This is a genomic window from Stappia sp. P2PMeth1, from assembly GCF_900185735.1.
Classification (GTDB): Bacteria; Pseudomonadota; Alphaproteobacteria; order Rhizobiales; family Stappiaceae; genus Stappia.
This window is the reverse complement of the sequence record NZ_FYAW01000022.1, coordinates 178,189-193,386: the sequence shown is the minus strand read 5'-3', so window position 1 is coordinate 193,386 and position 15,198 is coordinate 178,189. Positions and strand designations below refer to the sequence as shown.

Genomic DNA, 15,198 nt, shown 5'->3' with positions numbered 1-15,198 from the left:
AGAGACGAAACAGGGTCCGATCATGACCGACGCCGGCCTATCGAGCACCGACTCCCCGCAGGACACCGGCACGGCCTTTTCGGCACCGGTGTCCTTCGCGCAGGAACGGCTCTGGTTCCTCGACCGCCTCCAGCCGCACTCGCCGCTCTACAACATTCCCGCGGCTTGGCGGATCACGGGACCGCTCGACATACCGGCGCTCCGGCAGGCCCTGGACCAGACCGCCGCGCGGCACGAAAGCCTGCGCACGACCTTCGATGTCGAGGACGGCAAGCCGGTGCAGATCGTCGCCGACCGGGCCGGGTTTCCGCTCGATCTCGTTGCCCTGCTGCCTGCGGAGGAGCCGGACAATAACATCCGGGACTTCGTCCGCACCGAGGCGGAGCGGGTTTTCGACCTGCGCGCCGGGCCGCTTGCCCGCGCCAGGCTCGGCGCTCTCGGGAGCGACGACCATGTGCTCGTGATCACCGTTCATCACGCGGTCGCGGATCTCCAGTCCCTGGACATCCTGACAAGGGACGTTTCGGCCTTCTACAACGCGGCTCTCGGCGGCCGGCCGGTCGATCTTCCGGAGCTGCCGATCCAGTATGCCGATTACGCGGCATGGCAGGCCGAGCGGCTGCGCGCCGCCGACATGCAGCCGCTCGTCGACCACTGGCGCCGGTATCTGGACGGTGCGCCCCACGACATTGCGCTTCCCACCGAAGGCGGGCGGCGCAGACGGGCGCAAAGCGGCAGGGGCGGGTGGATCGATATCGACCTCGACCCGGCGCTTGGGGCCGCGCTGACAACGCTGAGCGCAAGCCTCGGCGCCACCCTCTTCATGACCGTTTCGGCCGCCTTCGCGGTGCTGCTCTACCGGTCGAGCGGACAAGCGGACTTTCTCATCGGGTATCCCGTCACCGGCCGCGACCATCCGGACCTGAGCGGCGTGGTCGGTCTGTTTCAAAACACGCTCGTGCTGCGCAGCCGCCTGAGACCGGACATGCCGTTCACGGACGTCGTCCGCCAGGTCCGGGAAGACGTGTTTGCCGGGCAGGAGCACCGGGACCTTCCCTTCGAACGCTTGGTGGAGGAGCTCCAGCCTGAGCGCGGGAACGAGCGCCATCCCCTGTTCCAGACCGCCGTAACGCTGGCGGGGAGTGCAGGAAACCTGGCCTTGCAGGGCCTGCAGACTGCCGCCGTGACGGTAGAGGGCACGACCTCCAAGTTCGACCTGACCCTGTTCCTGTCGGATCGGCCCGGCGCGGCGCTGTCCGGGGGGTTCGAGTACAGCACCGACCGGTTCGGCGCTGCCGCCACCCAGCGGTTGGCCGAGCGGTTCCCGGCGCTCCTGCGGGCCATCGTCGAACGGCCGCAAACGGCGATCTCCCGGTTGCCGGTGATCGGAGAGAGGGAAAGCGCCGCGCTCTCGCGGCTCTCCGGAACGGTTTCAAGGCAGGTCCCGCAGGACGGCGCTCACCATCTGGTGCACCGCCAGGCAGAACGTCAGCCGGACGCGCTCGCCGTTCGCGATGCGGCCACGGATCTCGCCTATGGCGACCTCGCATCGAATGCCCTCCATCTCGCCGACCGCTTGCGGCAGCTTGGGGTCCGGCGCGGGGAGATGGTGGGCCTGTGCGTCGAGCGCTCCGCCGCCATGACCATCGGCATGCTGGGCATCCTGGATGCCGGGGCAGCCTTCGTTCCGCTGGATTCCCAGCTTCCGCCCCACCGGCTCGCCGGCATGGCCGCGGACCTGGGTCTTGGTCATGTCGTCGTCGCCGGGGATGTCGGCGGGCGCTTTCCCGCAGAGAGCTTGACGATCGTGCCGGTTTCCCCGGTGCTGGCGGCCGGCGACCGGGGGCGCGACGGGCCGGAGGAGGTTGCGCCGGTCTTTCCCGCCTATGGCATCCACACATCCGGAACGAGCGGCCGTCCGAAAACGGTCATTGTTCCGCATCGCGGCCTCCGCCAACTCGTCGACTGGCACCGGCACCGCTATGGGCTCGGGCCGGGTCATCGGGTGGCGCAGATCGCCAGCCTGTCCTTCGACGCCTGCACCTGGGACGTCTGGGCCTGCCTGACCGCCGGCGCCACCCTGGTCATCGTGGACGACACGACCCGCGGCGATATCGACCGCCTCATCGGGCACCTGTCGGAAAATCGGGTCACCCATGCCTTCGTGCCGACGCCTCTGGCCGAAGCCATGCTGGCCGGCGGGCAACCGCTGCCGCCGCATCTGGAGGTCATGCTGACGGGCGGCGACCGGCTGCGGCGGCGGCCGGATCCCTCCCACGGCATGACGCTGGTCAATCACTACGGACCGGCGGAGTGTTCCGTCGTCGCCACGGCCGGGACGGTCGGTCCCGAAGGCGACGGGGCACCGTCGATCGGCCGGCCGGTCTCGGGAACGGCGGTCTATGTGCTCGACGATCATCTCAACCATGTTCCCCTCGGGGCTCCGGGAGAGCTTTGCATCGGCGGCGGCAGCCTCGCCGACGGCTACTGGCGCCAGCCGGCGCTGACGGCGCGCTCTTTCGTGCCGGACCCGTTCAGCCCGATACCGGGCGCGCGCATGTACCGGACCGGCGATCTTGGACGGCTGCGCGACGACGGTCGCATCGACTATGCCGGACGGCGGGACCGGCAGATCAAGCTGCGCGGCCAGCGGCTCGAACCGGGCGAAATCGAAACCGTTCTCGAACGCCTGCCGCAGGTCCGGCGCTGCCTCGTCGACATTCGCGAAACGGAGGCCGGCGAGAGGCTGCTGACGGCCTATGTGGAAAGCTCCGAGACGTCCGGCGAGGCGATCGACCACTGGCGGGATCATCTGGAGCGCTGGCTCCCGGCCTATATGGTTCCCGCGGCGCTGGTGGCCCTGGAACAGCTTCCGCTGCTGCCCAGCGGCAAGCCGGATTACGCCGCGCTGCCGCCGCCGCGGCGCGAAGATCTGCTGTCGGGAATCGCCCATGTCGGCCCCCGCACGCCCGTCGAGGAAACGCTCGCCGCCATCTGGGAAGAGGTGCTGTTCATCGACGGACCCGGCGTCCACGACAATTTCTTCGTCCTCGGCGGACATTCGCTGACCGTGCTTCAGGTGGTCGCCCGGATCGGCATGGCGTTCGCGGTGGAGTTCACGGTGCGGGACTTTTTCGAGAAACCGACGATCGCCGAAATCGCCGAGGCGATCGAGGAACTGCTCTGGCTGCGCGGTTCGATCCCGGAGACGGAGGGGGACGGCGGCAGCGTCGTCGGGGACCTGTGATGGACGGCCGGAGCGAGGACGCCGGCGCCACTGCCGGCCGGATGCAGGCATCGGCCGGCGACCTCCGCCGGTTCTTTCCACACCGGATCGCGCGTCCTGGCGCGCGCTACCGGCTGTTCTGTTTTCCCCCCGCCGGGGCGGGCGCGACCGTCTTCCGCGCGTGGTCCGGCCTGATGGCGCAGGCCGCCGATGTCTGCGCTTTCGAGCTTCCTGGCCATCAGACCCGGTTCAACGAGCCGCTGGCCCGCAGCGTCGACGAGGTTGCGCAGGAGTTCATCGCCGCATCCGTCCACCTGCGCGACAGGCCTTTCATTCTTCTCGGCCACAGTCTGGGAGCCATGATCGCCGCGCAGGCGGCGCACCTGCTGGCAAGGTCCGGCGCGGGTCCGGCCGCGCTCGTGGTTGTCGGCTGCCCGGCACCGACCATGAACGCGCGCAACCGGGCCATTGCCCATCTTGACCGCCCGCAGTTCCTGAAGGCTCTGGCGGATCTGGGCGGCCTGCCCGAGGACGTGCTGGCGAACAGCGAGCTCGTCGACGTCTTGCTGCCGGCGCTGCGGGCCGGCTGCCGGATGGCGGAAGAGTGGCGGGCGGGGGCGGACAGCCGGTTCGCCGCGCCCCTGCCGTGCCCGATCGGGGCGATCAGCGGTCGGGCGGACCCCTATGTCACCGCCGACGAACTCGACGCCTGGCGGCACCACAGCACCGGCGCCGCCGTCATCCGCCAGGCGGCGGGCGACCATTTCTTCCTGCAGTCCGATCCCGAACCGGTGTTGACCCTGGTCGGCGACCTTGCGCGACTGTCGTTGTCGTGAGCCATCGCAGGATCCCGGCGCCGGAGACCGCGTCACGACGGGCCAACCCGGACCGGCAGGCGGTCGATGCCCTGCAGAACGAGCGAGGTCAGACGCTCCGCCGGTCCGTCGGGTTCGATCCCGGCCCAGGCGCGCCGGATCTCGGACAGGAGCAATCGCAGTTCCAGGCGGGCGAGCATCATGCCGAGACAGGCATGCATGCCCGTCCCGAACCCGAGATGGCGGTTGGGCGCGCGGTCGAGCCGCAGGCGGTCCGGATCGGCGAACACCGCCTCGTCGGCATTGAGGGAGGGAATCCAGACCGCGACGCGCTGGCCGCGGCGGATCCGGCGTCCGGCCAGCACCGTGTCGGCATGCGCCGTGCGCACCACCGCCGCGGCCGGCGATGTCCAGCGCAGGACCTCCTCGACCGCCGTGCCCGGCATGTCGGGCCGGCGCTGGAGCCACCGCCACTGGTCCGGATGATGCATGAGGGCATGGATCGCCCCGGTGATCGCCAGCCGGGTCGTCGTCAGGCCGGCGGACATCACGTTCAGCACGGTCAAGAGGACCGTTTCGTCGTCCAGCGGGCGGCCGTCGATCTCGGCGCCCATTATCGCGGAAATCGCATCGTCGGCGGGGTGCCGCCGTCGCACCTCCACCGCCTCGCTGACATAGATCAGCAGTTCGGCATCCGCGAGATGCCGGCGGCTCTCATTGCAGGACAGGGTGTCGCGGACGACCGGCAGCAGGCCGGCCTCGTCTTCCGGCGGCAGGCCGAGCAGGCGGAAGGCGACATGCATCGCAACCCGCGTCGCGAGCCCGTCGCCTACCTCGAAACGGCCGCGCTCCGTGCACTCCTCGAGCACGTGGGCCAGAAATCCGGCAGTGTCGTGCCGCAGGGCGTCCACGCGCGGCCCGGAGACATGCGGCATCAGGATGCGACGCAAGGCGGTGTGGGCCGGGGCGGCCATCAGCGGCAGCATCCTGCCGGCGGCCGGATCGTCCTGCCAGCGGTTGCCTTCCAGGGTGGTTCCTTCAACCGAACTGAAGGTTGAAGCATCCTTCAGGACACATGCACCCTCGGCGTAACGCGTCACCGACCAGAACCCCGGCCCGTCCGGCTCGGGCGTCCACGCCACCGGCTCCTGGGTCCGAAGATGGCGAAAGACGCGGCAGGCGTCGCCGCGGGCAAAAGTCTCCGGATCGGCGAGGGCCGCGGCTTGTATTGCGCCCGTCGCGCCGGTCATGCCGCAGAGGTCGTCATGGCAGGGGCAAGGGTCGGGTCAAGGATCGGGATTTTTGGATTTGGCTGCACCATGACGATCTGCTAGAGTGCCACTATAGGATGTATATTAATCGCAATAAAACCGACCGTCCAAAAGTTAATTGGTCGAATTGACGCCGATGAAGAGACTTTCAAATCATGGCGTCGGCCTTGCTCCGGCGCGTGACCTTGTCACCCCGGTCAGCTCCCACAACGAGTGGGACCCGCTCGAAGAGGTGATCGTCGGCATCGCCGACGGCGCCCGCTTCCCTCCCTGGCATGCCGCCGTGGAAGCGGTGCTGCCGCCCGCCAAGGCGGACCACATACGTGCCCATGCCGGGCAGGCCTTTCCGGCGGACATCGTCGACGGGGCCCGCCGCGAGCTGGACCTGTTTTCGGCCCTTCTGGAGCGCGAGGGCATCAAGGTCAGGCGGCCGGATCCGCGCGACAAGCAGGCGAGCTTCGGCGGTCCCGGCTGGACCAGCACCGGCCTTTATGAGGCGATGCCGCGCGACGTGATCCTGGTCGTCGGCGACGAGTTGATCGAGTGCCCGATGGCCTGGCGATCGCGCTATTTCGAGGTTCTGGCCTACCGCCCCCTCCTCAAGGAATATTTCGCCGCCGGCGCGCGCTGGAGCGCGGCCCCCAGGCCCGAGCTCCCCGACCGGCTTTACGACGACGGCTGGAGGCAGGCCGGGGGCGAACTGCCGCCGCGCCTCGCGGTCTCGGAGTTCGAGCCGACCTTCGACGCGGCGGACTTCATCCGCTGCGGCCGCGATATCTTCGTCCAGCTCAGCCATGTGACGAACCGGATGGGCGTGGACTGGCTGCGCCGGCATCTCGGCGGCGCCTACCGGGTGCACGAGGTGGCGTTCGACGACGACCGCCCGATGCATATCGACGCCAGCCTGATGCCGCTCGCCCCCGGCAAACTGCTGATCAACCCGGAACGGGTGCGCATCGTGCCGGAGCTGTTCAAGGCGTGGGAGGTGCGCGCAGCCCCGCCGCCACCGCCGCGCACGCAGCCGCTGTTCCTGTGCAGCGGCTGGATCAATATGAACGTGTTGATGCTCGATCCACAACGTGTAATTGTCGAGGCGCAGGACGATCCGATGGCCGAGGCGCTGGAAGCTTGGGGCTTCGAGGCGATCCGGTGCCCGTTCCGGCATTTTCATGCCCTTGGCGGGTCGTTCCATTGCGCAACGCTCGACGTGCGCCGCGCGGGGGGCCTGGAGAGCTATTTTTGACCGATCGACTCCGACCTTCCTGCTGAGCGCGGCGTTCGCGGAGGGAGGACGTGCCGGCAGTGTCGGGAGCCAAGCGCGTCGACATGCCCGGATAACGCCGAGAGGTGCGACGCGATGTGGCGCTGTTCAGCAAAGGATGCCTGGCTGGCCGGATTGAGCCTGGCGCATGCCTGCGCCCTCTTCTGCAGCGCCTATGCATGGCCGCATGTCTCCATCGGCTGGAAGCTCGGCATCGTGCCGATGCTGGCGCTGCTCACCACCTACAGCATCGTCATCGTCGCGCATCTGTTCACCCACAATCCGTGGTTTCGCCATCCCCGTCTGAACGCCGCCGCCTCGGTGCTCAACTCGGTCACCATCGGCCAGTCGATGCAGGCCTATCACGTCTCGCATGTGCGCAATCACCACCGCTATCACAATGATCGCCCAGGTCCGAACGGCCCGCCGCGCGACCTGTCGTCGACCTATGCCGGCGCGAGCGACGGCACGCATCTGAGCATCTGGCGCTATGCGTTCGCGGGTGCGGTCGCCACCTCGCGCAACGAGGCATGGCTGCGGCTGACGGCCTTCGTCCCCGCCCTGGCGGCGGCGGACAGCGCCCGCTCGCCGGACCAGGTGGTCGGCGCCCGGCTGCGGGACGGGGAACGGCGGCAGATGCGCCTTGAACTGATCGTCCTGACGCTGGTTCTGCTCGGCCTGCTGGCGGTGCGGCCCTCCTTTGTGCTGTTCGCCTATCTGCCGTCCTTTTTCGCGGCGCTGGTTCTCGTCAACGTCCAGAACTATTTCGAGCACTTCGGCGCCTGCCCCGAGAACCGCTTCGCCAACTCGGTCAGCCACTACGGACGGCTCTACAATTTCGTCACCTTCAACGACGGCTATCATCAGGAACACCACCTGTGCCCGCAAGAGCACTGGAGCCGCATGGAAGACGTGCGCCGGCGCTACGGCGCGGCCCTGGCGGACAACCGCCATGTGGTCAGCCCGGTACCCGCCATCCTGGGCTTCCTCGACCGGCGCCGGAACCGGATCGACCGGGTGCCGCGGGACGCGGCGCCGGCGCGGCCGCGCGGAAAGTCGGCGTGAGGAGGCGGCGATGGCGGGCGAGGTCAAACAGGTCAGGCGGCATGCCTTTTCCGCCGACCTGCGGCGGCGGGTCCAGGCGTATTACGCGCTCGACAACCTGCACGGGCCGCTGGAACTGCTCGAACACTGGTCCGTCATCCTGCTGGCGGCGGCCGGCTCCTACTGGGCCTGGGTTTCGCTGCCGCTCTATCTGGCGCTGCCGGCGTATCTGTGCGCGATCTTCCTCATCGGCGGTCGGCAAAGGGCGCTGTCCGGCGTCCTGCACCAGGCCTGCCACCGGACATTCATGAAGAACCGCCGCGCCGGAACCGTCCTCGGGGCGGTGTTCGGCGGACATCCGGTGCTGCAGAGCTACACCGGCTATGTCGCCTCGCATCTTCGCGCCCATCACAGCCTGTTCGGCGATCCGGAGCAAGATCCGGACTACCAGTTCTTCGTGACATCCGGCCTCTATGGCGCGGGGCGGTGCAAGGCCTCGCTACGCCGGTATCTCTTCCGGGTCGTCAGCCCCGCCGGAACGTTGCGCTATATCTCCTTCCTGATCCGGCACCGGATCCTGCCGGCCGATGAGGACCGGTGGGAGACCGCCGTCCGGCTGGCGACCTATGCGCTCGTGATCGGCGTCGCCCTGTGGACCGGCGTCTTCTGGGTCCTGCTGGCCTACTGGCTGGTGCCGCTGGTCACCACCCATGCCTGGATCGGCTCGATCGCGGAACTGCTGGAGCACTACCCGCTGATGGAGCCCGAGGAGCCCGTCGACATCCAGATGTCCCGCAACCGGGAGTTCGGCCTGCTGTGGGATCTCGTGGTCGGGGAGAAGCACGGCGAGGGCTATCATCTGGTCCACCACCTGTTTCCAAGGGTGCCGCAGTGGCGGCTGTCCCGCGTGCATGAGCTCCTGAAATCCGATCCGGCCTATGCGGCGCTGGAAACGCCGCGAAATCCGGTCAAGGCGTTCCAGGCCATCTACAATGCCCTCCCGTCCGGGCCGGTGTCGTCCATCCGCGAAAAACAGGCAGCAGGCTGACGGATCGCCGCCGGCCGCGCTCGTCGGAGCGCCGGCGGCTCGTGCCCGGGCGCCCCTGCCCGAGCGACCTTTTTGGACCCGCCTTGCCGAGCAAGTCGAGACGGGCGCCAGATGCGACGGGTCGCAACGAGATGGGGAACTACGAGACCGAGAGAACGAGACCGAGAGAACGAGGCCGGGAGCAACGAAATCGGGGAGAACAGAGGCCAGGGGAAAGATGCAGCCGGGAAGGCCGAGGCGCGGGCGCGGGAGGCAGACGCAAGACGCAGACGCGCGGCGGCGGCGAGGAAGAAACGGGGGAAGAGACGGGGCGTCCGGGCGCGCTGGCCTCCATTGGCGATGCGACTGGCGCCATGGTCAGCGACATGCCCAACGACGAGGTCAACGCCATGACCAAAGACATGGCCGGCCACATGGCCGGCGATTTTGCATGGCGACCTGGCTCGCTGTAAGCCGCAAACCCGCAAGCCATCGGCTTGCGACAGCCAATGGCTTGCGGTGTTTCGTTGCCCTCGCAGAGCCGGTTCGGCGACAGCGCCGTCCGGTTACCTCTTCTTCTTCTTCTTGTACTGTTCGTACAGGTCCGAAACACGCTCGTTCAGGACCTTCATCACCGTCGGATTGCGCATGGTCCGGTCGTTGATGGCCGAGTTCTGGACGAGTTCGGCCTGGATGATGTCGCGCTCGAGGCTCTGGTCGCGTTTGCCCATGACGCTGTGCAGGGTGTCCGCGAACATCGCCCGGTCCCGGTCGGCGTTGAAGGTCCGCAAACCATAGGCCTTGGCGCGCACGTTATACAGCGCGGCGTTGAGCTCCGTCACGATGACTTCGTCCCGAAGGAGCTCCTTCACCATGGACTCGTCTTCGAACAGCACGTCCGCGGCGAGGTTGCCGGCCTCTTCATGAAAGGCTTGCACATTCTTGTCGCCAATGTGGCGGCCGAGGTTCTTGTCCAAGTCGATGAATCCGTTGGGATCATCGCGCACCAAGCTGCTGAGAATCATAGTCCGACTCCCTTCCAGACAAAAAGAACTAATTTCAGATCTACATTCCAACGTCTGAAATTCTAGCGATAAAATCCTATGGTTGCAACGTAATGTTGTATTTTTCAGGGAAATTCCGTTACGAGATGCAACTTCCGGCATGGTGCGGAGCAGCATCGTTCGGGGTGTCCGGCCGCCAGAGGGTGCCCCGGGTCACCGACCGGCAGGCCCGGGCCCTTGGCCGCGGGGTGGCCTGCCACGGGTCGTTTCCTCCGGTTTTGACGAGTGTGGTGAATTTGAAATACGCCTCGTTTTGCAGCGGGCCGGCGAGCATGTTTCAGACTCGAAAACCACGCTAGAAACATAGGCTTGCCAGTCACCCTTTTGAATCTGAAGTTCGTTGAGAGCACGCCGCTCCATGTGACGAACTTCAGATTCGGATGAAAGGAAAGCTCCCGTCGGTCAGGGCCGATTTCCGATCCGGCGCGAGCGTCATGTAGCTTTCAGAAGCTCAGGCGTCTCTGACGCGGGCGAAGAAGTCCTCACCGCCCATCTGCCCGCCTTTGAGAGCGATTTCGATCCTGGAGCCGTCGCGCCTTGAGCCCTGGCAGAGGGGAGCTCCGGGTGCAAGGGGGTGGACCACCTGCAGAGCCACGAGGTCGAGGGCGCGCGCGACACGCCCTGATGTATCGCCGCCGGCGACGATCACCTTGCGGAGCGCGGCGCGTTCGACGAGCGTTGCGAGCACCTTGCCAAGCGCCATGCCGATGCGGCGCTCCAGATCGCCGCGTTGGCGTTCGTCGACCGCGACACCGAAGTCCGCCTGTCCGCGGGCCGAATAGACCAGGACGGATTGGCCTGTCTGCAATACCGTTGTCGCGGTGTCGGCAGCCTTGTGACAGGCAGCCATCATCGAACGATCCTCCATGAGCTCCGCCGGTTCGATGCGAATGAGCGCAAAGCCGTTGCGCGCTGCGGCGTCCATCTGCTGAGCGGTCACCGGCGAACAACTGCCCGACACCACCGCAACCGGGCATGGCCCCTGAGCGAGGCGTGGTGGGGAACGAAACGTGCCGCCAGCGCCGATCCTGGGAGCGAGGGCCGTTTCCACTGCGCTCGACCCAACGCAGAAGATCGGCGCTTCGGCGCTTTCGCGATCGAGCCATCCGCCAATATCGGCGAGGTGACCGGGAGACGTCGTATCGAACAGGACGGCACGGCCGTTTGCCTCCAGAGCCGGATAGTGCCCGGCTTCGAGGTCGGCGAGCGAAACAAGGTCGATGGGAAGCTTGGTTTGACAGGCCAGATGGCGCCGCAGATCGGACTCCGTCATCGGCGTCACGGGATGCCGGCTCATGACGGGATGGCGGTCGAGGCGGTGAACCGTGGGCGCATGTCCCGCCCGAGCGAAAAGATGACCAAAGGCGACATAGCGACCCAGCGCCGGGGCGCCGACGACAATCGGCGTCGCCCGATCGCCGAAGAAGCGTCGGCCGATTTCCATTGCCTTGCCGATGCTGCCCTTCGTCGGCGAGGAGTCGAATGTCGAGCAGACTTTGTAATGCAGGACCCGGGGATTGAGATCGGCCAGGAAACGGAAGGCATCCGCCAGGTGTGCCTCCATGTCATCGGGCGACATGGCCCGGCTCATGCCGGCGAGCCCGACGGCCTGCACGTCCGGCAGCAGGCGCATGGCCTCGTCCGTCGGCTCCAGGAGCAGCGCAGCCGACACGTTCGCCGAGGTGAGAGCGTCGAGCGCGTCCGTCGAGCCGGTGAAATCGTCGCCATAGAAGCAGAGCGAGGGTGAGAGGTCAGCCATTGCCCGTTCCCCGTCTTGTTCTGATCTGTCCGAATGTCCGGATTGAAGCCGCCAGAGCAGGATGGGTGGCTGCATGGTCATCGAGCGCAATGCCGAGTTTCGCCGCCTCCCAGGCCTCGCGAAGGGCGCGAACACCCCCGGCAGCGCCGAGCGGATGGCCGAGGATCCCGCCGCCCGCCAGATAGAGAAGGTCGTCGCTGCCGACCTGCCGGAACGTCTCCGGGGCCTGGCCGCCCCACTGGCCCGAGGAGAACACCGGCATGACAGCCGCGTGCCGGCCCAGGGGCGCCAGACACGCCCGTGCCGAGGCCGCGACCGAGGCGTCCTCCTCGAAGAACTTGCTCTGCAGCCCGCCGACATGGAGGTGATCGACGCCCGCATGACGCCACAGTTTCTGATAGGCGGTGAAGCTGATGCCGAGCGAGGGATGGCGCGTCAGCATTCCCCAGCCGGCACGATGACCGTGGAGAGGAAGGGTGGAATGGCGTCTCAGCTCCCCGATCGCGGAAGGGCCGCAGGCGTTGAGCGAGACCATGATGCAGGTTCCACCGGCGGCGGCGACAAGGTCGTGGCTGCGGCGCATGTCGTCGGACTCTCCGCTGACATTGAATGCGAACATGGGCTTGCGTCCGGTTCGGTCCGCGACGCGGTCAAGGGCGCGGGAAACGGCCGCCACGCGTGCGGCCAACGGAGCCGATGGCGGGTCGGTGAGGCACTCGTCGTCCTTGATGAAGTCGATACCGGCGTCGCCGAGCGTCTCGACCAGCGCGGCGATCTGCTCCGGCGGCAGGCCCAGCTTCGGCTTGACGATGGTGCCGATGATCGGGCCGGTCGGGATGTCCGTGAGCGAGCGCGTGCCGGCTACGCCAAAGGCGGGACCGGGAAAGCGGTCGGAGAAGCTTGCGGGAAGCTCGACGTCCTCGAGACGTATTCCGGTGAGTTCCTGAAGCTCGAACAGATTGCCGAGCAGGATCGCGAAGAGCGAAGCCAGGTTAGGTGCGAAGTTCTCGACGGGAAATGACACGCGTGCCACGGCACGGGTTGTGCGGACATCCCTTGCGAGCCCCGGCAAGGAGGTCGCGAGGCTGGGCAATGCGCCGTCCTCGACCCGATCCACCGCCTCGACCCTGGCCCCGTGCCGCCGCAGGACATCGTCGGTCTCGCCCGGGACCTGCACGAACGATCCGATCGACTGTTCGCTGGCAAGCAGTTCGGCTGCCTTTTCGACGTCGATCGGGCTTTCGATGAGATAGGTGCAGTGAAGTCTTTCGTCGCTCATGGTCTCGGCTCGATCCTAGAGCACGCGGCGGAACAGCGTCGGATAGTCGGTCACCAGCCCGTGGCCATCGACGTCCAGCTCCGTCTCGAAATGCCGAAACAGACCTTCGTAGCGATAGCGCCGATCGGACATCAGACAGGTATATGCCTGGAGCGCCGGCGCGAGGGTGAGGCTCGGCACTGCGATATAGACGACGCGGATCTCGCGACGCGCGCCTTCAGCAAGGCGAAGCCGGCGAATGGGCAGCGTGTTGGTGAGCGGGGTGGCGGAGATGTCGACATCGATACACCCCTGGAGCTCCGGCAATGGCGAGCCGGCACCGTCCCTCCAATTGCCTTCGCCATCGCTCGCCAGCCGCAGAGACGCTCCGCCGACGACATCGATCTCGACGCTTCGAACCGTCCAGTCGCCCGTGCAGTGCAACCGGTAGCGCGCGCCATAGGGACCGAACCGGTCTCCGGTCACCACGCTCTCGACGCGTATCTCAGAAGCCCCGACGGCGACGTCGGCATGTTCGATGCCGAGCCCGTCCTCTGCTCTCCAGCGTGCCGTAACCATTTCCGTCTCCCTGTCGATCGGTTCACTGCACAATAATTAATTATTTTTTATTGACAAGGAAAAATCGCGATGGGCATGATCTGGTCATGCCTGATGTTGCGCCACAGCCATCGGCCGAGTGCGAGGGAGTTGAGAAATTGACGGTATTCCTGAGGGATTTCGCGACGGCACCGCTGCGCATCGCGCGCGGATCCGGCGTCTACCTCTTCGATGAAGAGGGCAATCGCCACCTTGATGCGATGGGAAGCGCGGGTGTCGTCGGCATCGGCCATGGCCGCACGGAGATCGCCGAGGCGCTGGCCGATGCCGGCGATCGCGTCACTTTCGTCTACAACGCCGGCTTCTCAAATCCGTGGCAGGAGCGGTTCGCGGCTTCGATACTGTCCGTCGCCCCGCCCGGGATGGGATCGGTCTATTTCTCGTCGGGGGGCTCGGAAGCGAACGAGACGGCGCTGAAGCTTGCCCGGCAGTACCACATCGAACGGGGAGAGCCGCGCCGTCACAAGATCATCGCGCGTTGGCAGAGCTATCATGGCGTCACCATCGCCACCCTCTCGATCTCCGGCCGCACGAGCTGGCGGCAGCCTTACGATCCCTATCTGTTGCCGGTGGTGCATATTCCGCCGCCTTACGAATATCGGTGCGGCTTGTGCGCCAGGCACGGCGGCTGTTCGCTTGCCTGCGCCGACGAGTTGGAGAAGGCGATCCTGCTGGAAGGGCCGGAGACCGTCTCCGCCTTCTTTGCCGAGCCGATCGTCGGCACCACCTGCTCCGGCGTGGTGCCGCATGCGGATTATTACCGGCGCATCCGCGAGATCTGCGACCGCTACGGCGTGCTGTTCGTCGCCGACGAAGTGCTCACCGGCTATGGCCGCACCGGCCGGCCCTTCGCGATCCAGGAATGGGGCGTGACACCCGACATGATCACCGCCGGCAAGGCGATCGCCAGCGGCTACGCCGCCCTCGGCGCGACGATCATCAGCGACGAGATCACCGAATTCTTCCGCACCAGCAAACGCCGTTTCGTGCATGGCTTCACCTATAGCGGCCACCCCGCCGCCTGCTTCATGGGCCAGCAGGTCTTCGAGATCATGACCCGCGAGAGCCTGTTCGAGAGGCCCGGCAAGACGGGGGCCTATCTGTTCGCGCGGCTGGAAGCGCTGCAGCAGCGCCACGCCTGCATCGGCGAGGTGCGCGGACGCGGGCTGTTCGCCGGCCTGGAATTCGTGGCCGACCGCGCCTCGCGCCGGCCCTTCGCCGAGAGCGAGCAGTTCACCGCGCGCCTGGCAGCGCAGATGCGCCTGCGAAACGTCATCATCAATCCCGGTGTTGCAGGCGCCAACTACGGGCGCGGCGGCGATCATATCCAGATCAGCCCCCCGTTCGTCATCACCGAAGACCAGATCGACCAGATCGTCGACGCCCTCGACGGCTCCCTGACGGCCATCGCCCGAACCGACGCATGAGGAAAAGCCATGTTGAAAGCTGAAGTCTGCCACGGCTCGAAGGGCCGTGTCGTCGTGATGGACTCCATCACCAAGCTGACGCCGGATGATGAAGGCGCCATCGTCGTCTCCGCCTCGCATGGCGGGGCGAGTTCGGGAGAATTCGCCCTCGCCGTCCCGGTCGGCGCGGTGTTCTTCAACGATGCCGGCTTCGGCAAGGAGAACGCCGGAGCCGTGGCGCTCGCCATGCTCGACGAGCGCGGGATCGCCGCCGGCGTCATCGCCCACACCAGCGCCCGCATCGGCGATTCCCGGGACACCTGGGACAACGGCGTCATCTCCGACGTGAACCAGGCGGCCAGGAAGCTCGGGCTGCGCCCCGGGACCCGTCTGCAAACGGTGCTGAGCGAGCTCGTCGCGCCAGAGCGCCGGACGAACTGACCCGAACA

12 protein-coding genes are annotated in these 15,198 nt (G+C 66.9%); 7 read left to right on the top strand and 5 right to left on the bottom strand.

From position 1 onward, the window contains the following. Positions 1 to 22: 22 nt before the first annotated feature. Both P2PM1_RS16485 and P2PM1_RS16480 read left to right on the top strand, forming a co-directional pair. On the top strand, positions 23 to 3,247 hold the full coding sequence (locus P2PM1_RS16485; RefSeq protein ID WP_186399805.1) for a non-ribosomal peptide synthetase: 3,225 nt from the start codon (positions 23 to 25) through the stop codon (positions 3,245 to 3,247). Then, positions 3,247 to 4,062, top strand: coding sequence for a thioesterase II family protein (locus tag P2PM1_RS16480; RefSeq protein ID WP_186399804.1), 816 nt, complete (start codon positions 3,247 to 3,249; stop codon positions 4,060 to 4,062). Before P2PM1_RS16485 ends, P2PM1_RS16480 begins: the two co-directional genes overlap by 1 nt. Positions 4,063 to 4,094: 32 nt before the next feature. On the opposite strand, the gene P2PM1_RS16475 is transcribed toward P2PM1_RS16480, so the two are convergent. Then, a complete protein-coding gene (locus P2PM1_RS16475) occupies positions 4,095 to 5,291 on the bottom strand; it encodes a cytochrome P450 (RefSeq protein ID WP_186399803.1) in 1,197 nt (398 codons plus the stop codon). Positions 5,292 to 5,448: 157 nt separating this feature from the next. On the opposite strand from P2PM1_RS16475, the gene P2PM1_RS16470 reads away from it, so the two are divergent. From P2PM1_RS16470 to P2PM1_RS16460, 3 genes are all read left to right on the top strand, one after another. Further along, complete coding sequence (locus P2PM1_RS16470) at positions 5,449 to 6,555, top strand: amidinotransferase (RefSeq protein WP_186399802.1); 1,107 nt, start codon at positions 5,449 to 5,451, stop codon at positions 6,553 to 6,555. Positions 6,556 to 6,669: 114 nt separating this feature from the next. Beyond that, positions 6,670 to 7,638: a fatty acid desaturase gene (locus tag P2PM1_RS16465; RefSeq protein WP_186399801.1), complete on the top strand. Its 969-nt coding sequence runs from the start codon at positions 6,670 to 6,672 to the stop codon at positions 7,636 to 7,638. Between the two features lie 10 nt (positions 7,639 to 7,648). Then, positions 7,649 to 8,665, top strand: a complete 1,017-nt coding sequence (locus P2PM1_RS16460; RefSeq protein ID WP_186399800.1) for a fatty acid desaturase — start codon at positions 7,649 to 7,651, stop codon at positions 8,663 to 8,665. A gap of 545 nt (positions 8,666 to 9,210) precedes the next feature. Here P2PM1_RS16460 and P2PM1_RS16455 read toward each other — a convergent pair. From P2PM1_RS16455 to P2PM1_RS16440, 4 genes are all read right to left on the bottom strand, one after another. After that, on the bottom strand, positions 9,211 to 9,669 hold the full coding sequence (locus P2PM1_RS16455) for a hypothetical protein (RefSeq protein ID WP_186387794.1): 459 nt from the start codon (positions 9,667 to 9,669) through the stop codon (positions 9,211 to 9,213). Positions 9,670 to 10,159: 490 nt separating this feature from the next. Then, entirely contained in the window at positions 10,160 to 11,467 is a 1,308-nt protein-coding gene (locus P2PM1_RS16450; protein ID WP_186399799.1) for a four-carbon acid sugar kinase family protein, read from the bottom strand. Continuing rightward, positions 11,460 to 12,746, bottom strand: coding sequence for a ribulose-bisphosphate carboxylase large subunit family protein (locus tag P2PM1_RS16445; RefSeq protein WP_186399798.1), 1,287 nt, complete (start codon positions 12,744 to 12,746; stop codon positions 11,460 to 11,462). Before P2PM1_RS16445 ends, P2PM1_RS16450 begins: the two co-directional genes overlap by 8 nt. Positions 12,747 to 12,761: 15 nt before the next feature. Beyond that, positions 12,762 to 13,304: a putative glycolipid-binding domain-containing protein gene (locus tag P2PM1_RS16440; protein ID WP_186387797.1), complete on the bottom strand. Its 543-nt coding sequence runs from the start codon at positions 13,302 to 13,304 to the stop codon at positions 12,762 to 12,764. A gap of 137 nt (positions 13,305 to 13,441) precedes the next feature. Between P2PM1_RS16440 and P2PM1_RS16435 the strand changes: the two genes are divergently transcribed. Together P2PM1_RS16435 and P2PM1_RS16430 are read left to right on the top strand one after the other, a co-directional pair. Further along, the gene (locus P2PM1_RS16435; protein ID WP_186399797.1) at positions 13,442 to 14,770 is read left to right on the top strand and encodes an aspartate aminotransferase family protein; all 1,329 of its coding nucleotides are present in this window, start codon (positions 13,442 to 13,444) and stop codon (positions 14,768 to 14,770) included. Between the two features lie 9 nt (positions 14,771 to 14,779). After that, positions 14,780 to 15,190, top strand: coding sequence for a hypothetical protein (locus tag P2PM1_RS16430; RefSeq protein ID WP_186387799.1), 411 nt, complete (start codon positions 14,780 to 14,782; stop codon positions 15,188 to 15,190). The last annotated feature ends 8 nt before the right edge of the window (positions 15,191 to 15,198 follow it).